This window comes from Mesorhizobium sp. M0152, assembly GCF_040322415.1.
In the GTDB taxonomy this organism is placed as follows: Bacteria; Pseudomonadota; Alphaproteobacteria; order Rhizobiales; family Rhizobiaceae; genus Mesorhizobium.
This window is the reverse complement of sequence record NZ_JAMYTH010000014.1, coordinates 17,845-43,793: the sequence shown is the minus strand read 5'-3', so window position 1 is coordinate 43,793 and position 25,949 is coordinate 17,845. Positions and strand designations below refer to the sequence as shown.

The following is a 25,949-nucleotide window of genomic DNA, read 5'->3' as shown; positions in this document are numbered from 1 at the left end:
ATGAAAATCGCAGTTTTGACCTAGCTATTCTTCAACTGTTAAAACACTGTTAATTATGTTGAGAGCTCTTTCCATTTTTGGCACGGAGTTTGCCTGGAAATGCGCCTGGGCGATGGCGGCGCGCCCGCGCGTTTTGCGGTAGCCGGGCAATTGCATGCTCGTAGGCAGGAAGGCTGAATCATGTCGCACGTCGAGTGGGTTATCCCTTCCACTTCCATCACAACCTCATGCCGCCAAATCGCGGCGGCCCGGCGGTGGGCGCCGGCGCGGCGGCACATGCAACGATGGACAAGGACGGCGCCCGAAACGGGCGAAAACGAACGATGACTGGCCTGTCGTCCCTCAAGGCCTGGGCTCGCGGCATCAAGCGGGACGTGGTGGCACTCTGGATAGCGGCACGTGACCCGCGCGTCCCTTGGTATGCCAAAGCCGCCGCGGGCATGGTCGCCGCCTATGCCCTTAGTCCGATCGACCTGATACCGGACTTCATCCCGGTACTCGGATATCTCGACGACATCGTCATCGTGCCGCTTGGCATCCTGCTTGCCGTGAAGCTCATTCCCGCACCGCTGATGGAGGAGTTTCGGCAAGAAGCGATCCGCCGCGAAGGCAAGCCGACGAGCCGCTGGGGCATGGCGGCGATAGCCGCAATCTGGCTGGCCGCCGCCGTTTGGCTGGTATGGCTGTTCTGGCCCGTTCGGACGATGTGACCCTGTGAGCACATTATCAAGCATCTGCCAGCTAGAACCGCGGCGAGCAGGAGGCACTGACGCCCATGAGGCAACAGTTTGAGGACGCCGGGGACCAACCGACAGGGACCGCAACATGCAGCTGAACCTGCGCCTGGACGGCGAGTGCCTGCGCGCTTTTCACCTTGTGCTGCTGCAACGCCTTGCCGAGCTTGCGCATGTCGAGATCTCGGTCGACGCCCGGCCGGCGCAAGGCGGCATCCCGCGTGGCGCCGAGGCGCTGTTCCAGCTTGAAAGGGCCATACATGGCCTGCCCGCCAAAGGGCTGGCCGAGCGCGTGCCGCTTTCGGCTCTCGCCCCCTACCGCACGCAGCCGCCTGCCTCAGCCGATCTGGTGCTCGACCTCTGCGGCGACGTGCAACGGGAAGGAGCGCGCGTCTGGCGCATCGCCTATGGCGGCGCCGCCGGCGAAGCGGCCCTGCTGGCGCTGGTCCTAGACGGCCAGACGCCGCTTGCCCGCATCGAGGAGAATGGGTCCGTTATCGCCGAGGGACGGTTGGGAACCGAATATGGCGGCGTAGCCGTCGCTTCGTTCCAGGACATGCTGGCGCGCACGGCGAGCCTGATCGTGGCGGCGGTGGCGGGTACCGCGCCCGCCGCCTTGCCCGCTTTGCCGGAACCGGCGCAAGCCAACGTCCAGCCGCCGATGCCCTCGACCGCCAGCCTTGGCGTCAGGGGAGCCAAGGCGCTCGCGCGGCGCATCGTCCAGAAGATTTATCATCTCTGCTACAATGCCCCGCACTGGCAGGTCGGCTGGCGCGAAACCAAGGGCCGCGATCTGTTCGAGCTGCGCGCGCATCCGGCCGAGGGCTGGAAGCTGCTGCCGGACGACGGCAGCCGCTTCTACGCCGATCCGTTCCCGATCCTGTACCAAGGCCAGGTGACGCTGTTCGTCGAGGATTATATCCACCGGCTCGGCAGGGCCATCATCTCGGCCGTGCCGTTCGGTCCGGCCGGGCCGCTCGGGCGCCCGGAGCCGGTGCTGGACCTGCCCTACCATCTCTCCTACCCCTTCGTCTTCGAGCGAGACGGCGAAGTCTGGATGGTGCCGGAAAGCTGCGCCAACGGGACGGTGGATCTCTACCGCGCCACCGCGTTCCCCGGCGGGTGGGTCAAGGAAGCCACGCTTCTTTCCGATATCGTCGCCAGCGACGCCACCTTGGTCGAGCATGGCGGCCGCTGGTGGATGTTCGCCACCGTGCGTGACGGTGGCGGCGCCTTTTCCGACGCGCTGCATCTGTGGTCGGCGCCGGATTTTCGCGGCCCCTGGACGCCGCATCCCAAGAATCCCGTGCTGGTCGACATCGCCTCGGCGCGGCCGGCGGGGCGCGTGGTGAAACGCGGCGACGCATTGCTGCGCCCCGTGCAGGACTGCCGCAGGAGCTATGGCGCGGCGCTCGGCATCGCACGCATTGCCCACCTTGATTTGAACGGCATGGAGCAGGTCGTCGAAAGCATTTTGACGCCGGGCACGCTATGGGGCGGCCGCAAGCTGCATACGCTCAACGAGGCCGGCGGCCTCGAATTCATCGACGGCTCGGCGATCGCACCGCGCTGGAAACAAAAGCGGCCTCTCCACGCGTAAGTCGATTTTCGCGGTTAAAAATCGCTCGATACGGGGTACATTGCTCCGATTCCGCGATGAGATCGCGCCGGGAGGAATCCGCCATGTCAAACAGCGTCTTGCCGCTGGTCATCAGCGCGCCGCAACCACGCACGCTCGACCTCATCTTCACGCCGCCCCAGCTGGCGCGCTTCAGGGCGAAGTATCGCATCGTCGAGACGACGCCCGAGGGCGTCGCCGAACTGCCGGCCGATGTGCTGGCGCAGGCCCGCTACATCGTCGGCCAGCCGCCGATCACGCCGGAAACGCTGGAGACGATGAAAGCGCTGCGCTGCGTCTTCAACGTCGAGACCAATTTGCTCAACAACATGCCGTACGAAACGCTGTTTTCGCGTGGCATCCATGTCGTCACCACCGGGCTGGTGTTCGCCGAGCCGGTGGCCGAGCTCGGTCTTGCCATGGCGCTCAACCTCGCCCGCGACATCGTCGATGCCGACCTCGCCTTCCGAAGGGGTGAGGAACTGTGGGGCGGCGACGGCAACCAGACGGCGCGGCTGCTTTCGGGTGCCGATGTCGGTATCGTCGGCTTCGGGGATCTCGGCCGCGCGCTGAACCGGCTGCTGACGGGCTTCCGTACCCGCACCAGGGTCTTCGATCCATGGCTGCCGCCGTCGATCCTCGTCGACAACGGCGTCGAGCCGGCCTCGCTGGACGAAGTGCTGTCGGCCAGCGACTTCGTCTTCGTCGTTGCCTCGGTGACCAGCGAGAACCAGGGGTTTCTCGGTGCCGATGCCTTCGCCAAAATGCGCAAGGGCGCCGCCTTCATCCTGCTCAGCCGCGCCGGCGTCGTCGATTTCCCCGCCCTGATGGCGGCGGTGAAGAGCGGCCACATCGTCGCCGCCAGCGACGTCTTCCCGGAAGAGCCGCTGGCGCAGGACCACCCGGTTCGCGTCTTGCCCGGCTTCCTGCGCTCCGCCCACCGCGCCGGCGCACTCGACATCGCCTTCAAACGCATGGGCGACATAGTGCTGGAGGATATGGACCTGGTCGACCGGGGCCTGCCACCGCTCCGCTCCAAGCGCGCCGAACGCGAGACCGTCGCGCGCATGCGTTCGAAGCCGGTAGACAAGAACTGACGGGACCGGCGGCGGTCGGCCCGCTGCCACGGCGCGGCCGACCCGGCGTGGCCCAGGCTTTGCGTCATAATGGAACGATCGCGCCGCGGCGAAGTTTTACAAGCGGTCGGGCGACGGCAAACCCGGCTTACTCCAGGGAGGCCCGTCACGGCTCGCGTCGGTGGCGGGCCTTGCTGCGTTCCACCCGATCAGCTTGTGGCCAGCCTTACGCACAGGGGTTAGAGTGCGGCCGCAGGCAAAGGAACGCCTCCCCAGGCCAACAATTGGCTTGGGCACAGCAAGGTTCGCGATGCTCAACACGTTCGACTATGGCGGCAAGGAAGCCGATACCGTGCATGCGCTGGAAGAGGACATCATCTTCGGCCGGCTGGCGCCCGGCACACGGCTGGTCGAGGACGTGCTGCTGGCCCGTTTTCCGGTCTCGCGCCACGTCATCCGCCAGGCGCTCTACCAGTTGGAGAAACTCGGCATCGTCACGCGCGAGCGCAACAAGGGCGCCACCGTGCGCCGGCTCTCGTCCGAGGAAGTGCGCCAGATCTACGAGGTGCGCGAAATGTTGCAACGACAGGCGGCGCTGATGATCCGCCTGCCGGCCAGCGACGCGCTGATCGCGGAGTTGACGGAGATCCACCGCATCTACAGCGGCCATGTCGACAGCGGCTATCTGCGCGGCATCCACGAGGCCAATGACCGCTTCCACCTCACCATGTTCTCGGCTTGCGGCAATGCCCATCTGGTGTCCTCGATCGAACACTACATGCGCCTTAGCCTGCCGGTACGGGCCAATTCGCTCGCTGACAGGGAAAAGCTCGACGTCTCGCGGCAGCATCACTGGATGATGATCGAGGCGTTGAAGCGCAGCGACAACTGGGTGCTGGCGCAGCTTTGCGTCGACCATCTGCAGCCGAGCAAGGCGTTTTATCTCCAGGAGATCGGGACGACACTCACGGCCGGCGAGACCGGCTGAGCGAACTCGGCACAAAAACCGGCGGCCCGCGCCCATGCAGGCTTCACAAGCAAACGAAGAAACCCGTAGAAAGTTTCTGGTCTCCAACCGATTATTTTCTGCCGCCTCCACATGACCGGCATGGTGAGGCGGAACTTCCCCCGTCTTGATCCCGTTCAAATGGCTGATCGTTTCTTCGACGGTCATAAACGATAGGGAAGGATACCGTCATGAATATCAAGATGACCTGTTTAGCCGCCATGGCACTTTCCATGGCTGCCGGGTCGGCACTCGCCGCCGCGACGTCGACCTCGGGAACATCGGCTCTCGACGACCCGGCCAAGATGCAGCCCTTCTACACCGACTCCAGCATGAAGACGCTGCGCGGCAGTGACGAATTCACGAAGGCGTGGAAGGCGCTCACTCCGGAAGACCAGAAGATGATGATGACGGCTTGCGTGGACGAGGCCAAGAACGCCAACGCCGCGAACAGCCACCCGGAATTCTGCAGCAACGTGAAGGCGAATGGCGGCAGCAAGTAACGCGCCCTCGCCCGGACCAGGAGACAGCCCCGTTCGCGGGGCTGTTGTTTTGACGGCTCTTGCGTGTCGCGCGGTTGGATATGCCCTGCCTGGCGCTCCCTTATCAGCCGGCCTAGCATCCAACTCGGCCCAGTCGACCAATTTCCCGTCGCCTTTTTCCAGCCATGTTGCACTGCGAAAATTTTATTGCATTGCGATATCGGCCGGCTCGGCCGACACTGGCGGCGGGCTGGCTTGCACGAAGGAGTTGTCGTGTCAGCATCATTCCGGCCGGACATACAAGGGTTGCGCGCGCTGGCGGTCGGCGGCGTTGTCGCCTATCATTTCGGCCTCACCGCTCTGCCCGGCGGCTTTGCCGGCGTCGACATCTTCTTCGTCATCTCGGGCTGGCTGATCACCACCCACCTCATGCGCGAGATAGGCGACACCGGCCGGCTCGACCTCTGGCGCTTCTATGCCCGGCGCGCCCGGCGCCTTTTGCCTGCCGCGCTTTTCGTCATTCTGGCCACGCTGGCCGCCGGCTACTTCATCTTGGCGCCGCAGGAGCAGGCGCTCTATTCCCGCGGCGCCATGTATGCCAGCGCCTACGCCATCAATCTGTGGCTGCTGCGCTGGTCGTTCGACTATTTCGCCGCCGACGCCGCCAGCAATCCGTTCATCCATTTCTGGTCGCTTTCTGTCGAGGAGCAGTTCTATCTCGCCTGGCCGGCGTTGCTTCTGCTCGCCGCCTGGCTGCGCCCGGGCCGGCACATGGCCGTGGCGGTGATCGGCGTGGCCGGGCTCGCCTCCTTCGCCACCTGCTTGTGGCTGACCAGCCTCTCGCCGGCCTGGGCCTTCTACTTCTCGCCGTTGCGCGCCTGGGAGTTCGCCGCCGGCGGCCTGGCGACGCTGGTGCCGGCGGCCTTCCCGGGCCAGCGTCCATGGCTGCGCGCGGCGCAGGGCTGGCTCGGCCTGGCGCTGATCGCGGCGGCCTATCTCTGGCTCAGCGAAGACCTGCCCTTCCCCGGCTGGTATGCGCTGCTGCCGGTTGCTGGCACGGTGCTGGTGCTGCTCGGCGGCGCGGGCGAGCAGACCGATGGCCAAGCAGACGAACACACCGGCGGGCCGGCCCGCTGGCAGGCTTTTGGCCCCGGCGCGATGCTCTCGTTGCCGCCCTTGCAATGGGTCGGCGCGCTTTCCTATTCGCTCTATCTCTGGCACTGGCCGGTCATCGTTTATGCCGGGATGCTGGTGCCGGACCTCAGCGTCCCGCAGCGCCTTGGCTGCGCCGCTCTGGCGCTGGCGTTGTCGGTGCTGACCTATCACCTCGTCGAGAACCCGGCGCGGCGCGGCGCATGGCTGACGGCGGGCGCCAGGGCGCTGGCCCCCGCGCTGGCGCTGACAGGCGCGGGCGTGGCCGTCGCCTATGCCAATGCGCATCTCGCCACGCGCAACATCGATCCCGAGCAGCGCGGCATCGAGGAGGCGGCCGAACAACCCTCCATCGCCCGCGCCACCGACAAGAACTGCCTGCTTGATTTCCACACGGTGAAGCCCAAGCCCTGCGTGTTCGGCCCGGCGGATGCCGCCCACACCGTCGTGCTGTTCGGCGATTCGCACGCCGACCACTGGTCGACGCCGCTGGTCGAAGCCGCCCGGCGCAACGACGCCAAGGTGGTCACCTATCTCAAATCCTCGTGCCGCGCCTCGCGGCTCTCCACCTTCAACACGGTGCTGAAGCGCGACTACACCGAATGCGACGCCTGGCGCGAGCAGGCGATATCGGACATCATCGCCCGCAAGCCGCGCCTTGTGGTGATATCGGAATTCTCGATCGGCAACCTGACCCGCGACTTGCCCGCCGCCAGCCGCAGGGCCGAGACCGCGCGCTGGCAGGCCGGCCTGCGCTCGACCTTGCAGGCCTTCAGCCGGGCCGGGGTCGAGACGGCTGTCATCCGCGACACGCCGATCAACGACAGCTTCGCCGATTCCTGCGTTGCCCGCGCGCTGTGGTGGCGCGAGGCGCCCTCGCTCTGCGACACGCCAAGGGCGCAGGCCGCCAACGACGGCGCGGCCGCCGCCGAGCGCGCCGTGGTGACCAGCGTGCCTGATACCCGCTATGTCGACCTCACCGACCGCTTCTGCGGTCCCACCGCCTGCCACGTCTTCATCGGCGGCAAACTGGCCTTCCGCGACCGCCACCATCTGGCGACGGCGTTCGCCGAAACGCTTGAGGGACCGCTGGAAAAGGCGCTGTTTTAGGGGTCTAGCCGTTCACGGGGAGAAGATGATTGGAGCGATAGAGGGCTCCCTGCCGCGTCCACGGGACGTCGCACGCGGCAGCCCGGCTGCGCCGCAATACCCAGCGCGGCATATCGGGACCAGGTTTCGCAGCGTAGACGGCATCGATATTTAGCTCGGCCCAGCGGGCACGATCTCGTCGATTTGCCGTTGCGATATCGAATCCGCGGAACGTAGCCGCCTCTCGGGGGTTATATTAGCCTAACCTTGAAGAGGAGGTAGCCATGAAAAAGCTCCTGCTTGCCTCGGTGATAGCCATTGCTTCGGCGGCGGCCGTGACCGCCCCCGCGGATGCCCGCAGTGGTATCACCATCGGCATCGGCGGCTATGCTGACGACTATTACGGCAACGACTATTACAATGGTTATGGCGACTATGGCGATGATTACGTCTATCGCCCGCATTACCGGTACAACATCTATGACAACGGCTACAGGCCGCGCTATTACCACCGGTACCACCGTTGCCACATCGAAGTGATCAGGCACTGGCGCCATCACCACAGAATCGTTGAGGAAATCCGCGTCTGCCGATGACGTGATTCTGTAAAACGGACCCGGCCGGTATCGCCGGCCGGCCCGCTGCCCGCCTCACCTCGGTCGCTTCCCCAGCATCATCCCATAATGCACGGCCAGAAGATCCAGCCCGACCTTCAACAGCTTCGTGACGACATCCCTGTCCTCTCCCGTCTCCTTGGCCAGGCTTTTGATCGACCCGTCCGCGCAGCAGACTTTCTGGACCACGGCGGCCACCTCCCAGTGTCCGAGCGCCTTGGTGGCGGCGGCGTGCGCGCGGCCGGCGTCGAGTACGTTGTCGGCGACACCGCCGCCCAAGCGGCCATCGTCGACGCGCTCGCTCCAGCGCATCGGCTTGGCGCTCGCCTGCTGGCTGGACTGGAAATCCAGGCGGTAGCGCAGGCCGGCCTCGCGCTGCTGGCGCGACAGCGAGGTGATGCCGAGAAGCGCGTCGATCGCGCGCAACCGCACTATGCCGCCGGTGGACGTGTGGCCGTCATTCGACACCTCGTAGACGCGCCGTGCCTCCAGCGTACCGGAGACCAGGCGCTTGCGGCCGAATTCGTCGTCCTTCAGCGCGAAATCATGGCCGACTTCCCTGCGGATACGCACCTGCTCGGCCTCGCCTTTCGGCAGTTTCGGCGCCTGAGGCCTGGCGGCTTTGCTTTTGCTGGGCAAGGGATGGCTCCTCTGTTGAGTGTTTTGGATTGAGAAGGGGGCGCTGTTCCGCCGACCCATCGAGATCGTCACAGCGTCACCAGCTTCGCCGCCCCCCTCCGATGGAACCAGCGGCGGGTTCCGGCGTTGTGTCGCGTCCATGACAAGAGGAGGTTGCCGTGACGGCCTTCTTGCCGGTGACCCTGCGTTTTTGCGACAACAGGACCATGCTGGTCGGCTCGGTGGCCGAGGCGGCGACCGCCCTTGCCCAGCAATGGCCCGACAAGACCGCGCCCGCCTATCTCGGCGCTGCACGGCTGGTCCGGCTCGCGGTCGACGGCAGCTGCTGCCCGCGCATCGCCTTCGAAGCCTTCACCAAGGCGGCAAGGCAACAAGGCATATTGATTGCCAAGCCGAGAAGCCGCGCGCATGATTGGCTCGACGCCGCCGCCGGGCCGTGACCCGGATGCGGTGCAACCGGCTGGCCACCTTGCGCGTTTCTGAATCCCTGGTCTCGAGCCGCGTGCAATGCCGCAATCGAGGTGAACGCCATGGGTACCATGAAAACAGGAGTGCCTCTGAAAGTGCGTCTGGACGGCCATGTCGAAGAGATCGCCAGCGTCAGCGATGCGGCCGATTTCCTGCAGCGCTGGCCGGTCGAACGGCGCGGTCACGTCTACCGCAGCGCACTCAACGCCTGCAGCGCTGCCATCGCGGCGCAGATTTCGGAATCCGACGCCATAAAGGTCTTCACCGGCTTCGCCCGGGTATGCGGCATCCTGGTTGCCGAGGGCGGCCCGGCGATGATGCTCGAGACGAGAACGGTGCAAAGCCGCATGCCCAAACAAGGCCGGCAAGTGCCGAAATAGCGATCGGGTGATTTCGTCTCGGGGATGGTTCATCGCTTATCCCTGTTGTCTCATTCAGCTTTGCCTGCCATGCCGGCGCCCCCTCATCCGCCCTCCGGCACCTTCTCCCGTGGGGATAAGGGAGGCTCACCCCGGCTGCGGAAACGGGCGTTGTGGTAGGCGCAGTAGCTTTTCGGGGCGCTGGTGCGCATGCCGCAGCACAGCATCTCGGCGCCCGGCCGCCCGCCCGGGACGTCGTTTTCCGGGTCTTCTTGCAGTACCAGGTCGAGCGGCGCGCGGCAGCGGTCGAACAGGCAGTCGATGAAGCGCATCGCCACGCCATGCGGCTGGCGGCCGAGAGGCCGACGTCGCGACGCGGGCACCTCCAAGCGATAGGGTTCGCCGTCGGCGATGACCACGCCTTCCACATACAGGCGCGGCGGCAGCCGGACCGACAGCGGCTCGCGCCTCGGCCGGGCACCACCCTGCAACGCGCCGAACGCTGCCGCGACCTTGGGGGCGGAATGCCCGTCCTGCAACCGGCGGGCGATCTCCTCCAATTCGGCGTCGGTGTGGTTTGTCATCTCTTAGCCTCCATCCAAGTTCCGCTTTCGGCCGCGCACCGTCAGGTAAGCGCCAGCCCGGCCCACCGGGCCGTGTTTCCGGGTTCATGTGGTTTTCGCGAGCCGGCCGGAGCCGGGTCAGCTGCGCCGGGCTGATCGCCGGGCGACGAGGCGCAAAAACCGCGCCTCGGCCGGTTTCCTGTCGGAGGCGCAAACCGCCCTGCCCGCCATCAAGTCGGACAGGAGGAGGATTCTGCCCGCCGGCGCACCGCCGGCCGGTTGGACCCGAATCCGCAGGCCAGCGCCATGCCTGGCCAATAGAGGGCCGGAGCCGAAGGGAGCGGCGGCTCCGGCCGTTCCGGTCGCCGCTGACGGGCGGGCCGGACCCGGGCCCGATGCTTGAAAGCACCGGGCCTCGGGCTTCACCCCGGCCGGGGAGGAGGACGGCCGGGACGAAAGGGGACGGTCAAGGCGGGTTAAGGCCGCCAAGGGCATCGAGGCGATCAAGCGTGCCTCGGGCGGGGCCGGCGCCACGGCGCCGTCAAAGCTGGATAGGATCTGCATGCCCGTATATAAGCATAACTTTAAAATTTATGCAAGCTATTCTTTCATGGACGAGGCCAGCTTTCATCGCTCACATGGCGCCATGGCCAAAACGGAACTGTCGATGAAGATCGGGGCGGCGATCCGCCAGGCGCGCAAGCAGCGCGGCCTGGTCATGCGCCACATTGCCGAGCACAACGACACCGATGTCGCCGCCGTCGGCAATTGGGAAACCGGCCGCAATCTGCCCAAGACCGAGAACCTGCTGAAGACCGCCGCCTTCCTGCGCATCGACCCGGTCGCGCTCGGCAGGGGCGAGGTCGTGTTCCTCGACAATGCCGGCCCTGTGGCCGATGCCGAGATCGTCACCGACGCCGGCCCGCTGCCCGCCGGGCCGGCGGACATTCCGGTGCTGGGCGCCGCGGTCGGCGGCGACGACGGCGACTTCACCCTGAACGGCGAGCCGGCCGCCTATGTCCAGCGACCGCCCGGCATCCGCAACCTCACCAAGGTGTTCGCGCTGCATGTGCTCAGCGATTCCATGGTGCCGCGCTACGAACCGGGCGACATGATCTACTGCGGCGGCCGCGATGCGGTGCCCGGCGACCATGTGGTGATCGAGATGTTCCCGGAACAGAACGAGCGCAACGGCAAGGCCTTCATCAAGAAACTGGTCAAGCGCACCGCCGCCGAGCTGGTCGTCGAACAGTACAATCCGCCGAAAACGCTGACCTTCAACCGCTACGCCATAAATCACGTCTGGCGCGTCATCCCGCTCAAGGAATTGCTGGGGTATTAGGGCGGCGGGGCGCCTCTGCATTCTCCCCCTGTTCGCGGGAGAAGACAGGACCGGCGCCAGCCCGCCCCTCCAAAATTCACGCCCGCCTCGTTCCCTCCAGCGGCACCTCGCGGTCGCTCAGTATCCGGGCTTCGCTGCGCACGCGCTGGCGTTCGTCGATGAACGCCGCCCGGATCTGGACAGTCGCGCCCGGCAGCCCGTCGGCGCGGCAGGCCGAGCAGACGATGCGCCCCGACAGCGCCGCCAGCGGCGTGTTGCCCGTCACTCCGAACCGCTTCAGCTGATCGGGCCGCCACCATCTGTTACGGCCGCAATCGGCGCACTCGACCGATATCGACGCGACCTGCGCGATCACCGGTTCCTTGCCTGGCAGTGCCATTGCCCCTCCGCATTCTTGTTCCTGCTTTGTTCCCATATTCCTGCGTTTTGACGCGGGAGTCGAGTCGCAGTTTTCAAACTTCCGCAAAAGTTTCCCTTTTGCTACTATTTGAGTTATGCTTATATGCACTCGCAAATGTGAGCCGAGCGCGGTCCCGCCGCGTCGAACCCGGGAGCAAAGATGGACACCGCCGATTTTGCCCGTGCCTGTGGTTATACCGGCGACAGCCCTGCTTTGCTCCTGGCTTTCGAGGCGATCCGCCACAGCGGCATCGCCCACGCCCGCCAGGATCATTTCCGGCGCAAGGCTGTCATCGACGAATTGAAGCATTCGGAAGCGATGTTCCTGGTTGCGATCGGGCCCGCGCTATCGACCGAAGAAGCCATCGAGGACACCGCCCGCTTCATCGCCTGCTGGCGCAATATGCCGCGCTGGCGCCAGGAGCGGCGGCTGCCCGATCTCGTCAGGGCCAAGCAGCAGCGGCTCCAGGCGCGTTTCTTCCGCCGTTACGGCCACCTTCTGTGGGCACTCGAGGCAGCGTGAGACGGGCAAGCCTGGACCAGCCGGTCGAGGGTTCCAATCGCCGCTTTTTCTTCCTAGATTGCGCGCGGGGTGGCTGATTGTTCGACGTGCATATCTGAAGAATGTTCGAGACTGCCCGCTCAAGAGTTCAGACCTGGATAACGGCCGGCGCGGGAAGCATCGCCGCGCTGTTCGTCGCCGGCCTGATGGGCGCCTTCGGCGCCCTGCCCGCGCACGCTCCGCCGCAATTGCCGCTTGACGTAGCCGTCGATGCCGGGCGCTGGAGGATCAAGCCAATCCGCGCCTATGTCAGCCACGCCGACGTTCATGGCGTGCCGCTGAAACCGGGCCAGAAGGCGTTGGTGCTGGAGGCCGACCTGACCAACCGCACCGCTCAATCCGACAAGGCCTACTTCAATGTCTTCAGGCCGGAAGGGCTCGCTGTGCCCGAAGGCCCGCCGATGATAGCGCTGACCCGGGATTCGACGCTGGCGCCGGAACTGCATCCCGGTATGACCGAGCGCATGGCCTACGTCTGGCCGCTTGCCGGCGACGCGAAAATTCCCGCAGCCATCGGCTTCGTCGTCACCGCCGAGATATTCAAGCCGCGCGATAACCTTTATGGCGCACCCGGCTGGTTCAATCCCTATCGGCTTGGCACCGTCACCTTGCCGGTCGCCGACGTGGGAACCGGCTCATGAGAACCCGGGCGATAGGCAATCTCCTGATCCTCACCGCCACCGTGGCGCTGAGCTACGGCATGCAGGTGTCGAAGCCGCATTATGCCGACTTGACCGCGCCGATCCCGGTCGGCGGCACCATGCACGACACGGTGCGGGCGCGCAGCTTCGGTGTCCGTTTGGACAAGGTCGTCTTTGCCCGCGCGCTGAAGACCAGTCAGTTCGGTCGGACGAAGCTGTTGACGACAAGCGGCCTGTGGGCGGTGGTGACGACCAGCCTCACCGCCACCAGCGCCTCCGCCACGGTCGCGGACGGCACCTGGCAAGGCCCGGCCGGATTGCGCTACCGGCAGACCGAACGGCTCGGTTATCGCCAGGACATGCCGCCGCATGCCGTCGATCCGGGCCTGGAAAGACGCGGCCTGTTCGTGTTCGAGGTGCCTGCGGACCAGATCGGTGGTGCCACGCTGCTGGTCGCCGCGCGGCAGTTCGCCCCGCTGGACGCCCAGGCGCGTATCAGTCTCGATGCGCGCCTGGGCGATGACGGCCAGCCGGCGGAAGTGCTGCCGCAATATGACCTCGACGCCCCGCCGGGCAAGACATGACCGCGATTGCGACCGATGGGAACCCAGCCGCCGACCGGCAGGCAGAGAAAAAGTGGCGCCGGCGCAGCCTGGCCGCCCTCGCCGTCCTGCTGCCGCTAACGCTGGCCGAGACCAGCTATGACAGCGTGCGCGAATGGCTGCACGGCGAAGACCTCGTTGCGCGCGATGTCGACTTTGGCCGCTCCGCGCCGTTCGGCGGCAGCGACTGGCGGCTGGCGGATCTGCGCGGCGGCAAGGCCGGCCGCCTGCCCGACCGCGCCTTCGCCGTCATCGCCACCTTCTCCGTGACCATCGGCGACCCCGATCTGCAAAGGCTGTGGCTGGGCTGCAAGCTGATGTTGACCGACGCCACGGGGCGCCGCTGGCTGCCGGATTTCATCTCCGGCGTCAGCCTGCCGGATGGCGTGATGAACTGCACCTCGGCAATTTTCTCCGGCGCAAGGAAGGGCGACGTCATCACCATCGGCGACACTTTCATCGTGCCCGAGGATGCCATCAAGACCATCCGCCCGGCCGTCGGGCTAGGAAGCGAGCGGCCGTGGTACCTGCGGTTTCAGCGGCCGCCGAAGTAGCGACGGCGCCGGCAGCCCGGAGTTACGGCACGGCGATCAACAGAACGTAAGCGACAAAGACGACGAGGTGAGTAAGTCCGGTGAGAACCGTCGTGCGTCCGGTACTGAAACTCACGACACTCACGGCAAGGGCCAGAACCAGCAAAATCACGTCGCTCGGGCCGAGACCGAGGTTGAGGGATTCTCCGGTGATGAGGCTGGCCACCGCCACCGCCGGGATCGTCAGTCCGATGGTCGCGCACGCCGAGCCCAAAGCGACGTTCAATGCTCGCTGGAGCTCATTCCCCCACGATGCCTTGATGGCGGAGATCGCCTCGGGGAGCAGCACGACGAACGCAATCATCGCCCCGACGATCGCATCCGATTGCGGGATCTGCAGATAGGCAAGGCCATCTTCGACGCCAGCCGCGACCCGCTCCGTCAGCAATACGATCCCGACCAGTCCCAAAAGCAGGAAGACGAAATGCGTCGCCACGCCGTGAACTTGCGGAGAATGGCTTTCCGGGACGCTTTCGCGGACCTGCACCTCCAGGAAGTCCTCTTTCTGGCTGTAGCTCTGGGCGAAAACGAAACTGCCGTAGAGCAACAGCGACAACAGCGCGACGAAAGCCAGTTGCGTGGGAGAAAATGTCCCGGGGCTGGTGGCAAGGGTGTAGTTCGGGAGCACCATCGTCAGCACCGTGATCGCGGTCAACACCGAGAGAAAGGAACTTGTCCCCTGCCTTCGGATGTCTTGGTGGCGGTGCCGCCACCCGCCGAGTGTCAGGCACAGGCCCACGATGCCAGTGCAGACGATCATCACAGTGGAGAACACGGACTCTCGCGCCAAAGTCGGATTGTTGGCGCCATGTCGCATCATCGAGACGATGATCGACACTTCGATCGTCGTTACGGCCAAGGTAAGGACCAGGGTGCCGTACGGCTCTCCGACACGCCGGGCTATCGCTTCCGCATGTCGCAACGCGGCGAAGACGGTTGCCAGGGTAAGAACGATCGATATGCCGGCAACGATCACCACGACCGCCGTCCGGTAATTTTCGACCGGCTCTATGTTTGATTGCAGTATCAACGCCAGCGCGCAGCAGACCACAGGCAGGCCGAAGGTCATTGCCTCACTTCGACGGCGGAAGAAGTAAGCCATGGAATTCTCTTCGATCTCGTGAATGCAAACAGGCGGTCTGTTTTAGCAGACGTCGGGAATGATGCCACTTTCGCCTCATCGCATGTACATTGGCAAGGCGCGACGACGACCCCCTACGATCTCTTGCCGCTCGCTACCGGGAACGATCGACCGCCTCACCCGTCCGCGCGTCCTTCGAAAGCGAAAACGCCGTCTCCAGCACGGCGGCGAGAAAGCAGACCCGCAGCGGCTCGATCAGGATGCCGGTGGAGGAATCCTGGAACGGGCTGCCGAACAGCAGCGTCACCCCGTGCGAGATGACCTGCCAGACGTCCAGCTCGTGCGGGCCGATTAGCCGCGTCGTACCCAGCCACAGCCAGGCCGCACCCCAGTCGAGCAGGCGGTAGCCGACGACGAGCGTGCACAGCAACACCAGGCTGGAGCTAACCGTCAGCCGCACGCCGTTGGCGATCGGCAGATAGCGCGAGCGGTAGCCCTCGACGAAATGCTCGACGAATCGCGCAGGAATTTCGGCAGGCCGGCATAGCGCTTGCCGACGCGTTCCAGCCGGCCGTGCACGCGCATCAGGGCGGCGTCGTCGCGCACGTCGTAGCCGTAGATCAGCGCAGCCATGACCAGCCAGATCAGCGGCAAAAGCATGTAGAAGAACAGGTTGACGATTGTCGAGGGCGCGACCGAAGTGATCTCGACCGGCACCATGGGCGCGGCCATCGCGGCCGGCACCGGGCTCGCCAGCTCATCGGCCGACGCCTGCAGAACCGACCAGAAATTGCGGCTCATCAGCCATTGCAGGGCGCTGTCCTTCCAGCGGCTGATCACGTAGAGACCGACGAAGATCCAGTTGGTCTCGCAGATCACCACCACGATCTGCCAGAACCAGGCGGCTCCCGTTTTCGTCTGCATGAACTTGGCCAACCGGCGGATCAGCCAGGATACCGTCACCGAGATCAGCAGCCAGCGCGAATCCAGGACGTCCAGCACATTGCCGCTCTGGCCGAAAGCGGCCTGGTCGAGCGAGGCGCGCGAATATTGCCGCACGATGTCGCCCAGAAACCCCCATGCCGCGTAATAAGCGAAGAAGGGCAACAGTGCGATGGTGATCATCCGCACCAGCCGCGAGCCGCGCCGGTCGGCGGTTCCCTCCCCTTCGGCGACAGCGGCCTTTTCCGCGCCACGCTGCGCGGCCAGCACATGGGGCAGGCCGGGGCGCAGCAGATGGAACATCGCCACCGTCACCACCAGTTGCGCCAATGCCACCAGCGTCAGCATCGCCAGCCCGGCGAAATGATTGGCGAGCGCTACCTTGGCGGCCAGCCGCAGGAGGATGTCGCCGGCCAGAACGCCGGCTAGCACCAGCGTCACGAGTTGCGGCCAAAACCGCAGCAGCAGCGAAAAGCTCAAGGTGATCGGTCTGATGATATCGGCGACCATGAGGTTCTCTCACGACGCCACCCGCCCAAAGCTTTGTAGCAAGGCACGATGGTTTTGCAAGAAAATGGGGCGGGTTCTCCTGCCAAGGCAGAGCGAGGCGCCCCCCTCTGTCCTGCCGGACATCTCCCCCTCCAGGGGGGAGATTGGCAGCTTTGTCTTCACCGCTTCTTCTTCAACGTTGAAAATTGGCGAAGGCAGTCATGACATCCAATTTCCCCCTTGAGGGGGGAGATGTCCGGCAGGACAGAGGGGGCGACGAGCGCTGACCGTCCCCTTTGGCCCTCACCGTCGCACCCGCGACTTCAGCCACCGGTCGAACGCCACCGCCAGGATCAGGATCAGGCCGATGACGATGCTTTGCGTGTAGGAGGAGACGTTGTTGAACTGCAGCCCGTTCTGCAGCACGCCGATCAACGCCGCGCCCACCACCGTGCCGCCGACAGAGCCGATGCCGCCGAACAGCGAGGTGCCGCCGATGACGACGGCCGAGATGACTGTCAGCTCATAACCGATGCCTGCGACCGCTTCCGAGGAGTTGAGCCTGGCCGACAGCACGAAGGCGGCGAGCCCGGCGAAGAAGCCGACGATGACATAGACCGAGATGAGGATGCGGTCGACGCGCAGGCCCGACAGCCGGGCCGCCTCGGCATTGCCGCCGACGGCATAGACGGCGCGGCCGTAGCGGGTGTAGCGCAGCACGATGTGGCACAGGATGGCGGCCACCGCGAAGATGATCGCCGGCACCGGCACCGGCCCGATCAGCCCGGTGCCGAACCAGCGCATCGAGGCGTCGAAGCCCGAGATCGGGCCGCCATTGGAGATGGTCAGCGTCAGCCCGCGAAACACCGTCAGCCCGCCTAGCGTGACGACGAAGGGCGGCACTTTCAGCCGGGTAATGGCAAGCCCCTGCACGCCGCCGGCCGCCGCTCCCACCACGACGGCGGCCAGGAGAGCCGCGAACCAGCCATAGCCCTGTGTTCCCGACGTCGACAGCGACAGCGTGTTGGCGGTGCCGCCCTTGGCGACGACGGCGGCGACCATGCCGCAGAAGGCGAGCAGCGAGCCGACCGAAAGGTCGATGCCGGCTGTGAGGATGACGAAGGTCATGCCGAGCGCGATCAGGCCGGTGATCGAGATCTGCCGCGTGATGTTGAACAAATTGATCGGGTCGATGAAGCTCGGCTTCAGCACGGTGAAGACGACGACCAGCGCCGCCAGGAACAGCAGCGGTCCGAAACTCATCAACAACCGCGCGACCGTGGCGCTGCCGCGCTGATTCCGTTCTTCGGCGATGCTCATCGTGCCTGCCCCTTCGCATCCTGCCTGTCGAGCGCCATCAGTTCCATCAATCTTTCCTCGTTTGCCTTGACGCCCGGCATCTGCCCGGTGATGCGCCCCCTGCGCATGGTCACGATCCGGTCCGACACCGCCAGCACCTCGGGCAGTTCGGACGAGATCATCATCACCGCGATGCCGCGCGCCGCCAATTGCACCAGGATCTGGTGCACTTCCGTCTTGGCGCCGACATCGACGCCGCGCGTCGGCTCGTCGACGATCAGCACCTTCGGATCGCGTGCCAGCCAGCGCGCCAGGATCACCTTCTGCTGATTGCCGCCCGACAGGCCCTCGATCGCCTGCTCGGCCGAGGCCATGCGGATCGACAGCATTTTCCGAAAACCCGACAGCGCATCGCGCTCGCGCCGCTCGGCCATGAAACCGAAGCCGTTGCTGAACGTGCCCAGCGATGCGACGGAGAAATTCGGCAGGATCCCCAATGCCGCAAAGATCGCCTGGTGCTTGCGGTCCTCGGGCACCAGCCCGATGCCGAGCGCGATGGCGTCGGCGGGTGAGCCCGGCGCAATTGCCTTGCCGTCGAGCGTGATGGTGCCCGCCGCGATGCGATCGGCGCCGAAAATGGCACGCGCCAGCTCCGTGCGGCCGGAGCCGACGAGGCCGGCGACGCCGAGGATTTCGCCCGCCTTGAGGTCGATGTCGACGCCGTCGAGCACGATCGCGTGCGGCGCCTCGGGGTCGCGCACGGTACGCAGGCCGCGCACCGACAGCACGACATCGCCGGCGACCGCGCGCTGCGCCGGCCGCGCATAGAGCTCGGACGCGGCGCGGCCGACCATCTTCTCGATGATTTTCGGCAACTGGATCGGTCGTCCGTCGTCGCGCTCGAGGTGTCCGGCCAGCCTGCCGTCGCGCAGCACCGTCATGCGGTCGCAAATGGCGGAGGCCTCCTCCAGCCGGTGGGTCACGAACATGATGGCGACCTTGTCCCTGCGCAGCCGGTCCATGATCGACAGCAGCCGCTGCACCTCGGTCTCGGTCAGCGCCGAGGTCGGCTCGTCCATGATGATCAGACGGCTTTCCAGCGACAACGCCCGGGCAATCTCCACCAGTTGCTGTTCGGCCACGGACAGCGCCGAGACCGGCGTCATCGGGTCGATGGAGAGGCCGACGCGGGCGACGATCGCGCGGGAGGCTTCCTCCATCCTGCGCCAGCTGACCAGCCCGAGCGGCCCGGTCGGCGCGCGGCCGATGAAAATGTTCTCCGCCACCGTCAGGGTCGGGATCAGGCTGAGCTCTTGGTAGATGGTGACGATGCCGAGCCGCTTGGCATCCTGCGGGCTCGCCGGCTGGTAGTCGGCGCCGTCGAAGGTGATGTGCCCGCCGGATGGCGGCATGACGCCGGAGAGTATCTTGAGCAGCGTCGATTTGCCGGCGCCGTTTTCGCCGAGCAGGCCGAGGATCTCGCCGGGGCGGATGTCGAGCGAGACATCGCTGAGCGCCGTAACGCCCGCGAAATGCTTGGTCAGGCCCTCGACGGAAAGCAGGACGGGTGTGGCTTCAGCTGGCAAGAGTTGCTCCCTGGGTGCGGTTCATGCTGGCCTCGTCAGCGCGTGAACGCCCCCCTCTGGCCTGCCGGCCATCTCCCCCTCAAGGGGGGAGATCGGCAGTGTTGATGGCGCACGCTTCCTGCAACGTCGGAGATTGGCGAAAGCTGAGAACCAGGCAATCTCCCCCCTGGAGGGGGAGATGTCCGGCAGGACAGAGGGGGGCGCTGCCCCGCCGGCCTTTCCAATCAGCCTACTTCGTCTCGTTCAGCCTCTCGGCCTTGTCGAGATTGTCCTTGCCGATGACGATCGGCGTCAACAGCACCAGCTTCTCCTTCGGCTCGGTCTTGTCCTTGGCGTAGGCGACCGCGATCTGCACGGCGGTGCGCGACTGCTGGCCGGGGAACTGTTCGACCGTGCCGGCGAGCTTGCCGTCGCGGACCGCGACCAGCGCTTCCGGCAGCGCGTCGAAGCCGTAGATCTTGACGTCGGCGAAGTTGCGCGCGGCACAAGCCTCCATGGCGCCCAGCGCCATGTCGTCATTGGCGCAGATGATGGCGTCCGGCTTGCCGTTGGCGGCAAGGCCGGCCTCGGTCACGGACAGCGCCTCGGCGCGGGCGAAGTTGGCGGTCTGCTCGAAGACGATCTGATACTTGTCCTTCAGCGGATCGAGCACGTTGTGCACACCCTTGTTGCGGTCGATCGCCGGCCCGGCGCCCGGCTGGCCCTGCAGATGGAACAGCTTGGCGCCGTTGGGAAACGCCGCCAACACGGCGCTGGCTTCCGCCTCGCCGCCCTTGACGTTGTCGGCGCCGACATGGGCCAGGATGCCTTCGACGCCGTCGACGCGGCGGTCGATCGTCACCACGGGAACGCCGGCCTTGACTGCTTCCTCGATCGCCGGTGCCAGCGCGTTGACGTCGAGCGGCGAGATGACGATGGCATTGACCTTCTGCACCAGGGCCGCCTCGATGTCGGCGGTCTGCTTGGTGGCCGAGTTCTGGCCGTCGCTTTCGGTCAGGTTGACGCCCTGGGTCTGCGCCTCGGCCTTGATCTCGTTCAGCATATGCACGAAGAACGGAAAGCCGAGACTGGGCACCGAGCCAAGGATGGTGAGCTTGTCCTGGGCAAACGCCGAGGGCGCGGCAACCATCATGGCGCCGAAGGCGGCGGACGACAGCAGGAATTCACGTCTGTTCATGGGTTCCTCCTCCACAAGAACGCACGACCCCGGAAACCGGGGATCGGTTTCAGGAAGAACCATGCGTCGGTTCAAAGTGTTGGAGCATCCTCCTTGCGCCAGACAGCGCATGCCGCTCCAGCCGGTCGCCGCTGTAAAAGATCCTCCCATCGGCGCCGGCGCTGGGATGCTAACCCAGGGTCAACCATTTGTGCAACATCGATATAACAGCTGGGCCAATGATCGGAATTGTCGGAATTTGGCCGGGCGAGGTGCCCGGCTTCCATTCTCCAGCCGCGGCACGACTTCGAACCGCGCCTGAGCCCATACTGGAGACACCGTATGAAGCCGCACGTCACCTGTCGCTGAAGGGCGGCGAGGCCAGAAGTGATGTCCATCATCTGGCGTTCGAAGCTGGCAATCTTCTCGGCTTGGGGTGACGAATTGGCCGTCACCCCTCATCGAGGCTGGATCGTGCCTGCATCAATCGGCGTATCGCATCGCCTCAAGATCGGCGATCAGCGTCGGACCGGTCGGGTGCCAGCCCAGCCGCGCCTGGGTCAGCGCGCTGGAGGCCGGCAGATCCATCGGGGCGAATATCGCCATCCAGCCGAAATGCTCCGCCGCCTTGTCCGGCGCGATCGAGACGACCGGCAATTTCAGACCCCGGCCAAGCGCCTCGGCGATGGCACGCACTTCGACCCCCTCCTCGCCGACCGCGTGGTAGCGCGCGCCCGGCTGACGCTTTTCCACCGCAAGCCGGTAGAGCCGCGCCGCGTCCAGGAGATGGCCCGCCGAATAGCGGTTGCGGCCCTCGCCGACATAGGCCGAGACGCCTTTCTGGCGCGCGATTTCGACGAGCAGCGTGATGAGCCCCTGCTTGACCGGATTGTGGACCTGCGGCAGGCGCACCACCGAGACGTTGACGCCGGCCTCCAGCAAGGCATTGCCGGCCAGTTCCGAGGCGATGCGCGGATTGGGATGGCTGGCGTTGAAGACGTCCTCGCTCGCAAGCTCGCCGTGTCCGGGGCTGCCCACGCCGACGCCGGAAGTGATCACCAGCGGCCGGTCGGATCCGGCGAGTGCCGCACCGAGCGCGGTGATGACGCGCTTGTCCTTTTCGCAGTTCTCGGCAAAGCGGGAAAAATCGTGGTCGAAGGCGGTGTGGATCACGGCGTCCGCCTTCGCCGCGCCGTCGCGCAAGCCCTCGGGATCCTCTAGCGTTCCCCGATGCACTTCGGCGCCGGCCGCGGCCAGCGCCTCTGCGCCCGCGTCGGAGCGGGTAACGCCGACCACCTGATGGCCGGCCTGGATGAGTTCGGGAACGATCGCCGAGCCTATGAAACCGGTCGCGCCGGTGAGAAAGATACGCATGCAAAATCTCCTGCGGTTGCATGCGTAATATCGACGGTCTATTATTCCATTAAAGTAGTGATCTTATCCTATTATAATTGCCAACAGGATATGATGGCTAACAGGATGCCCACAAACTCAGCCGGCACGCTCGCTGCCTTCCTGAAAGACCGTCGCACACGGCTCGATCCGGCCTCGTTCGGCTTCTCCGGCCGCCGGCGCACGCCGGGGCTGCGCCGCGAAGAGGTCGCCCAGCGCGCCAACATCAGTCCGACATGGTACACATGGCTGGAACAGGGCCGTGGCGGTGCGCCTTCTGCCGACGTGCTGAACCGCATCGCCAAGGGGCTGATGCTGACCGAGGCCGAGCGCGAGCATCTTTTCATGCTGGGGCTCGGACGCCCGCCCGAGGTCCGCTACATCGGCGTGGAAGGCGTCAGCCCCCGGCTGCAGCGCCTCATCGACACGCTCGATGCAAGCCCGGCTATTGTCAGGACCGCCACCTGGGACGTCGTTGCCTGGAACGGCGCCGCGCAGGTCGTGCTGACCGATTACAGCGCCTTGCCGGCCGGCCAGCGCAACATCCTGCGCTTCATGTTCCGCAGCCCGGCCATCCGCGAAAAGCAGCACGACTGGGAAAGTCTGGCCCGCTTTGTGGTGGGCGCGTTCCGGGCCGATGCGGCACGCGCCGGCGCGGTGTCCGAGGTACGCGAACTCGTCGACGAGCTGTGCAGCGTCAGCCCCGAATTCGCCGCCCTGTGGCGCGAAAACGACGTGCTCAGCCATGGCGACGGCACAAAGCGCCTCAAGCACCCGGTACTCGGCGATATCGAACTGGAGTATTCAGGGTTCGCCGTCGACGGCCGCCCGGATCTGAGCCTGACCGTCTACAATCCGGTCGACAGCGCGGTCGCCGACCGCATTCGCGACCTGGCGAGGCGTTTCGATGGGCGAAAGCCGGCCCCCCAGCGATGAAACCGCTCTCGCAAGCCGCTTTCAGGATCTGCAAGGTCGGCCCCCAGTAGAGATTGGCATGCGGGCGGATCGACGGTTCGGCGAAATCGCTGAGCCCCAATCACCGCCAAGGCGGGGGCGAGGCCATCGCCGCGCCCGGCGCCGCGGCATCGGCCGAGCCGCTTCTTCGAGGCTTGCGCCCGCCGATCAGCGCGATGGCGCCGAAGATTGCGATGCCGAACAGCCCGACCACGACATTGAGCCACAAGGCCGGCAGGACGCCGACGCCGGCGATCATCAAGGTCAGGCCGAACGGGGCGAAGGCGGAACTGAACTGGCGCGCCGCCGTGATCCAGCCGACATAGGATCCATAGCGTGCATGGCCGAACAATTCGAGCGGCAGCGTGCCGCCGACGATGCTCATCAGGCCGGAGCCGAAACCGAAGAGCACGGCGAACAGCATGGCACCGGCAACCGACGGCGTCGTGAGCAGCAGCACCGCAAGGCCACCGGCCAGCGCGGCGGTCGCGCCGAGCGCCAGCCACGTCTGCGACAGACCGCGGCCGAACAGCATGTTGATCAGGCGGCTCGCCACCTGCGAAGGGCCAAACAGGCTCGCGACCAGCACGGAAGCCCCACCCAGGCCGACCATGGCGAGCAAAGGCACCATCTGCACAAGGATCGCCGACAGCACGAAACCCTCGATGGCAAAGCCTGCCAGCACCAGCATGAACAGGGGCGACCACTGCCGGCTAGCGGTGGGGATCGAAACGCCGGCAGTGGCCGGGACGATCCTGTCCAGCGCCTTGCCGGAACGGCCGGGGAGCCGGGCCAGCCACCAATGGATCGGCAGGCAGACCAAGGCATTGAGCGCGGCGAATATTACGAGCACCTCGCGCCAGCCGAGATGGTGGTGCAGCAGCGTCGTCAGGGGCCAGAACAGGGTCGAGGCGAAGCCGGCGATCAAGGTCAGATGGGTGATGCCGCGACGCGCCCCGCCGAGTTGCACGATGGCGACGAAGGCCGTGCTGTAGAGCACGAAGCAGGAGGCGAGTTCCATCGCCAGCACGCCCACGGCAAAGCCGATGCGCCCGGGCGCCAGCGCGCAGAGAAGCAACGCGCCCGCCGCCGCCAGCGATCCAGGCACCATCAGGCGCCCGGCCCCGAACCTGTCGGCCAGATTGCCAGCAAATGGCGCCACAACGGCGCTTGCCAGCAGCGACACCGAAAGCACGGCGAACACCCATTGCTGCGACCAGGCGAGTTCCGCCGCGACCGCCGGCGCCAGTATGCTGTAGCTGTAGTACAGCGTGCCATAGCCGATGATCTGGGTGACGCCGAGCGCCCAGATGGCGGCGGCGGGGATTTTATCGTCGCTCACTCGGCGGCTTCCATCTCGCTGGCGCATCCACAACCGCAACTTTTTTTGCCTGCTGCCTTGGCCTCGACGTCAGCCACGCAACAGGCATCGACTTCCGCCGGCGCCGGCCCGCCGCAACAGCCCGTCGAAGCGGCGCCAGCCGGCACCGTGCAGACGCCGGTCTCGGGCAGCACCAATTGGACAGTGTCGGCCGCCTGCATGTCGCCGGCAATCGCCGCCGCGACGGAACGGACCTGTTCGTAGCCGGTCAGCAGCAGGAAGGTCGGCGCACGGCCATAGCTCTTTATGCCGACCGTGTAGAAACCGGGCTCCGGGTGGCTGAGTTCGCGGTGGCCGTGCGGAGGCACGTCGCCGCAGGAATGCTCGTTGGGATCGATGAGCGGCCCAAGCGCCTTGACGCTTTCCAGCCACGGATCGAGATCGAGCCTGAGCTCCCTGGTCAGCGAAAGATCGGGCCGCTGTCCGGTCGCGGCGACGATACGGTCGAACGGGCCGAGTTCCAGGACACCATCCTGGGTCCGGCCCTCGACCATCAGCCGGCCGTGCTGCTCGCGGATGGCGGTGGTGGCGAAGCCTGTGACCAGCCCGACCCGGCCGCTTTCGGCTAGGTCGCGGATATCGGCGCCCAGTTCGCCGCGTGCCGGCAATTGGTCGGCGTCCCCGCCGCCATAGAGACGCGCGAGATCGGTTCCGCGTGTTGCCCAGGTGAAAGCCGTGCCGGGCTCGACAGCAGCCAATCGGGCGAGATCGAGCAAGGCGTTTGCGGCCGAATGCCCCGAACCAACGACCAAGGTGGTGCGGCCGGCATAAAGCGCACGGTCGCGGCCGCGAATATCGGGAATGCCATAGGCTATCCGATCGGCGAATTCCGCCTCGCCCTCAGCTTTCACACCGCCGGCACCGAGCGGGTTGGGCGTCAGCCATGTGCCCGAGGCGTCGATGACGGCACTGGCACTGTCGCGCCTGATGCCATTGGCGGTTTCGACCACCAGCATGAATGGCCGCGCCGCGCGCCCCCTGCTCCGCATCTTGTCGGCGCCCCAGCGCGATATGGCGACGACACGGGCGTTGGTTTCGATCGAAGGCGAGATTTCCGGAAGCCTGGCGAGCGGTTCGAGATAGACTGCCACTAGGTCATCCGCAGTCGGGAATGCCTCGGCCTCCGGCATCTGCCAGCCATGGCTTTCGAGCAGCTTTCCAGCAGTCTGGTCGACGCAGTAACGCCACGGCGTGAACACCCGGACATGGCCCCAGTCCCGAAGGCTGGCCGCAACGCCGTCGCCGGCTTCGTAGAGCTTCACCGGCAGGCCTCGCGCCAGCAGATGGACGGCCGCCGCCAAGCCAACCGGACCGCCGCCGATGACCGCTATCGGTAGATCGTCTCGCATGATCATACTTTCTATCCTTCTGGTATTATCGAAATAACGGACAAAAAATTATGCCGCGGCGATGTCCGCTGAGGGGTTGCAAGCCGCATCAGCGCAGCACTCGTCCGCCAAAAAGCCGAGCAGATCGTTCATGACCGGATAGTTGGCGCGACAGATCAGCGTCGTCGCCTGCCGCTCCTGGCTGACAAGCCCGGTCAGGATCAGACGGTGCAGATGATGCGAGAGCGTCGAAGCGGCGATGCCCAGGCTCTCCTGCAAGGTGCCGACCGGCCTGCCCGCCTCGCCGGCCCTGACCAGAATGCGATAGAGGTTCAGCCGCGTCGGATTGCCGAGCGCTTCGAGCTGTTTGGCTGCTTGTTCGAGTTTCATGGAAATAGCATA

The 25,949-nt window shown here is 65.7% G+C and carries 28 protein-coding genes and 1 pseudogene; 15 read left to right on the top strand and 14 right to left on the bottom strand.

Features of this window, described 5'->3' with window-relative positions; genetic code table 11:
• Window positions 1-323 precede the first annotated feature (323 nt).
• The 7 genes from NKJ26_RS16210 (at window position 324) to NKJ26_RS16180 (ending at window position 7,753) form a co-directional block, all read left to right on the top strand.
• Window positions 324-710, top strand: a complete 387-nt coding sequence (locus NKJ26_RS16210) for a YkvA family protein (protein WP_352696164.1) — start codon at window positions 324-326, stop codon at window positions 708-710.
• A gap of 115 nt (window positions 711-825) precedes the next feature.
• Complete coding sequence (locus tag NKJ26_RS16205) at window positions 826-2,334, top strand: glucosamine inositolphosphorylceramide transferase family protein (RefSeq protein ID WP_352696163.1); 1,509 nt, start codon at window positions 826-828, stop codon at window positions 2,332-2,334.
• An 83-nt stretch (window positions 2,335-2,417) separates the two neighbouring features.
• On the top strand, window positions 2,418-3,449 hold the full coding sequence (locus NKJ26_RS16200) for a hydroxyacid dehydrogenase (RefSeq protein ID WP_352696162.1): 1,032 nt from the start codon (window positions 2,418-2,420) through the stop codon (window positions 3,447-3,449).
• Window positions 3,450-3,738: 289 nt separating this feature from the next.
• Window positions 3,739-4,416, top strand: a complete 678-nt coding sequence (locus NKJ26_RS16195; protein ID WP_352696161.1) for a GntR family transcriptional regulator — start codon at window positions 3,739-3,741, stop codon at window positions 4,414-4,416.
• A 209-nt stretch (window positions 4,417-4,625) separates the two neighbouring features.
• Complete coding sequence (locus NKJ26_RS16190; protein WP_352696160.1) at window positions 4,626-4,937, top strand: hypothetical protein; 312 nt, start codon at window positions 4,626-4,628, stop codon at window positions 4,935-4,937.
• Between the two features lie 252 nt (window positions 4,938-5,189).
• On the top strand, window positions 5,190-7,178 hold the full coding sequence (locus NKJ26_RS16185) for an acyltransferase family protein (RefSeq protein WP_352601659.1): 1,989 nt from the start codon (window positions 5,190-5,192) through the stop codon (window positions 7,176-7,178).
• 263 nt (window positions 7,179-7,441) lie between these two features.
• Window positions 7,442-7,753: a hypothetical protein gene (locus NKJ26_RS16180; RefSeq protein ID WP_352601661.1), complete on the top strand. Its 312-nt coding sequence runs from the start codon at window positions 7,442-7,444 to the stop codon at window positions 7,751-7,753.
• Between the two features lie 54 nt (window positions 7,754-7,807).
• Here the strand turns inward: NKJ26_RS16180 and NKJ26_RS16175 are convergent, their stop codons facing one another.
• The gene (locus tag NKJ26_RS16175) at window positions 7,808-8,410 is read right to left on the bottom strand and encodes a DUF6456 domain-containing protein (RefSeq protein WP_352696159.1); all 603 of its coding nucleotides are present in this window, start codon (window positions 8,408-8,410) and stop codon (window positions 7,808-7,810) included.
• 158 nt (window positions 8,411-8,568) lie between these two features.
• On the opposite strand from NKJ26_RS16175, the gene NKJ26_RS16170 reads away from it, so the two are divergent.
• Both NKJ26_RS16170 and NKJ26_RS16165 read left to right on the top strand, forming a co-directional pair.
• Window positions 8,569-8,850, top strand: a complete 282-nt coding sequence (locus NKJ26_RS16170) for a DUF982 domain-containing protein (protein ID WP_352601665.1) — start codon at window positions 8,569-8,571, stop codon at window positions 8,848-8,850.
• A gap of 90 nt (window positions 8,851-8,940) precedes the next feature.
• On the top strand, window positions 8,941-9,258 hold the full coding sequence (locus NKJ26_RS16165) for a DUF982 domain-containing protein (protein WP_352601667.1): 318 nt from the start codon (window positions 8,941-8,943) through the stop codon (window positions 9,256-9,258).
• Window positions 9,259-9,341: 83 nt separating this feature from the next.
• On the opposite strand, the gene NKJ26_RS16160 is transcribed toward NKJ26_RS16165, so the two are convergent.
• Window positions 9,342-9,821 (bottom strand): hypothetical protein, encoded by a 480-nt coding sequence (locus tag NKJ26_RS16160; protein ID WP_352601669.1) that lies wholly within the window; start codon window positions 9,819-9,821, stop codon window positions 9,342-9,344.
• Window positions 9,822-10,446: 625 nt separating this feature from the next.
• Here NKJ26_RS16160 and NKJ26_RS16155 point away from each other — a divergent pair.
• On the top strand, window positions 10,447-11,142 hold the full coding sequence (locus NKJ26_RS16155; RefSeq protein ID WP_352601782.1) for an XRE family transcriptional regulator: 696 nt from the start codon (window positions 10,447-10,449) through the stop codon (window positions 11,140-11,142).
• A gap of 76 nt (window positions 11,143-11,218) precedes the next feature.
• Here NKJ26_RS16155 and NKJ26_RS16150 read toward each other — a convergent pair whose 3' ends face one another.
• Window positions 11,219-11,521 carry a hypothetical protein gene (locus NKJ26_RS16150; protein WP_352601671.1) on the bottom strand — a complete coding sequence of 101 codons (303 nt, stop codon included), beginning with the start codon at window positions 11,519-11,521 and terminating at the stop codon, window positions 11,219-11,221.
• Window positions 11,522-11,701: 180 nt separating this feature from the next.
• Between NKJ26_RS16150 and NKJ26_RS16145 the strand changes: the two genes are divergently transcribed.
• The 4 genes from NKJ26_RS16145 (at window position 11,702) to NKJ26_RS16130 (ending at window position 13,900) form a co-directional block, all read left to right on the top strand.
• Entirely contained in the window at window positions 11,702-12,064 is a 363-nt protein-coding gene (locus NKJ26_RS16145) for a hypothetical protein (RefSeq protein ID WP_352696158.1), read from the top strand.
• A 101-nt stretch (window positions 12,065-12,165) separates the two neighbouring features.
• Entirely contained in the window at window positions 12,166-12,744 is a 579-nt protein-coding gene (locus tag NKJ26_RS16140; RefSeq protein WP_352696157.1) for a hypothetical protein, read from the top strand.
• The gene (locus NKJ26_RS16135) at window positions 12,741-13,328 is read left to right on the top strand and encodes a hypothetical protein (RefSeq protein ID WP_352696156.1); all 588 of its coding nucleotides are present in this window, start codon (window positions 12,741-12,743) and stop codon (window positions 13,326-13,328) included. The genes NKJ26_RS16140 and NKJ26_RS16135 overlap by 4 nt, the downstream gene beginning before the upstream one ends.
• On the top strand, window positions 13,325-13,900 hold the full coding sequence (locus NKJ26_RS16130) for a hypothetical protein (RefSeq protein ID WP_352696155.1): 576 nt from the start codon (window positions 13,325-13,327) through the stop codon (window positions 13,898-13,900). The genes NKJ26_RS16135 and NKJ26_RS16130 overlap by 4 nt, the downstream gene beginning before the upstream one ends.
• Window positions 13,901-13,922: 22 nt before the next feature.
• Here the strand turns inward: NKJ26_RS16130 and NKJ26_RS16125 are convergent, their stop codons facing one another.
• From NKJ26_RS16125 to NKJ26_RS16095, 8 genes and pseudogenes are all read right to left on the bottom strand, one after another.
• Window positions 13,923-15,041 (bottom strand): calcium:cation antiporter, encoded by a 1,119-nt coding sequence (locus NKJ26_RS16125; RefSeq protein ID WP_352696154.1) that lies wholly within the window; start codon window positions 15,039-15,041, stop codon window positions 13,923-13,925.
• Window positions 15,042-15,174: 133 nt separating this feature from the next.
• A complete protein-coding gene (locus NKJ26_RS16120; RefSeq protein WP_352696153.1) occupies window positions 15,175-15,453 on the bottom strand; it encodes a hypothetical protein in 279 nt (92 codons plus the stop codon).
• A gap of 17 nt (window positions 15,454-15,470) precedes the next feature.
• Window positions 15,471-16,472, bottom strand: a complete 1,002-nt coding sequence (locus NKJ26_RS16115; protein WP_352696152.1) for a hypothetical protein — start codon at window positions 16,470-16,472, stop codon at window positions 15,471-15,473.
• Between the two features lie 282 nt (window positions 16,473-16,754).
• On the bottom strand, window positions 16,755-17,771 hold the full coding sequence (locus NKJ26_RS16110) for an ABC transporter permease (RefSeq protein WP_352601685.1): 1,017 nt from the start codon (window positions 17,769-17,771) through the stop codon (window positions 16,755-16,757).
• Window positions 17,768-18,850 carry a sugar ABC transporter ATP-binding protein gene (locus NKJ26_RS16105; RefSeq protein WP_502903116.1) on the bottom strand — a complete coding sequence of 361 codons (1,083 nt, stop codon included), beginning with the start codon at window positions 18,848-18,850 and terminating at the stop codon, window positions 17,768-17,770. Before NKJ26_RS16105 ends, NKJ26_RS16110 begins: the two co-directional genes overlap by 4 nt.
• A pseudogene (locus NKJ26_RS33565) lies at window positions 18,824-19,252 on the bottom strand (ATP-binding cassette domain-containing protein); the annotation flags it as partial. The gene NKJ26_RS16105 and the pseudogene NKJ26_RS33565, both read right to left, overlap by 27 nt.
• 313 nt (window positions 19,253-19,565) lie before the next feature.
• Window positions 19,566-20,513, bottom strand: a complete 948-nt coding sequence (locus tag NKJ26_RS16100; protein WP_352696151.1) for a substrate-binding domain-containing protein — start codon at window positions 20,511-20,513, stop codon at window positions 19,566-19,568.
• 462 nt (window positions 20,514-20,975) lie between these two features.
• On the bottom strand, window positions 20,976-21,866 hold the full coding sequence (locus NKJ26_RS16095) for an SDR family oxidoreductase (RefSeq protein WP_352696150.1): 891 nt from the start codon (window positions 21,864-21,866) through the stop codon (window positions 20,976-20,978).
• Window positions 21,867-21,971: 105 nt separating this feature from the next.
• On the opposite strand from NKJ26_RS16095, the gene NKJ26_RS16090 reads away from it, so the two are divergent.
• Window positions 21,972-22,820, top strand: a complete 849-nt coding sequence (locus NKJ26_RS16090; RefSeq protein WP_352696149.1) for a helix-turn-helix transcriptional regulator — start codon at window positions 21,972-21,974, stop codon at window positions 22,818-22,820.
• Window positions 22,821-22,920: 100 nt separating this feature from the next.
• Here NKJ26_RS16090 and arsK read toward each other — a convergent pair whose 3' ends face one another.
• From arsK to NKJ26_RS16075, 3 genes are read right to left on the bottom strand one after another with little or no spacing between them, the layout of a single operon-like run.
• Window positions 22,921-24,180, bottom strand: coding sequence for an arsenite efflux MFS transporter ArsK (arsK, locus tag NKJ26_RS16085; protein WP_352696148.1), 1,260 nt, complete (start codon window positions 24,178-24,180; stop codon window positions 22,921-22,923).
• Complete coding sequence (locus NKJ26_RS16080) at window positions 24,177-25,574, bottom strand: FAD-dependent oxidoreductase (protein WP_352696147.1); 1,398 nt, start codon at window positions 25,572-25,574, stop codon at window positions 24,177-24,179. Before NKJ26_RS16080 ends, arsK begins: the two co-directional genes overlap by 4 nt.
• 42 nt (window positions 25,575-25,616) lie before the next feature.
• Entirely contained in the window at window positions 25,617-25,937 is a 321-nt protein-coding gene (locus tag NKJ26_RS16075) for an ArsR/SmtB family transcription factor (RefSeq protein ID WP_352696146.1), read from the bottom strand.
• Between the last annotated feature and the right edge of the window lie 12 nt (window positions 25,938-25,949).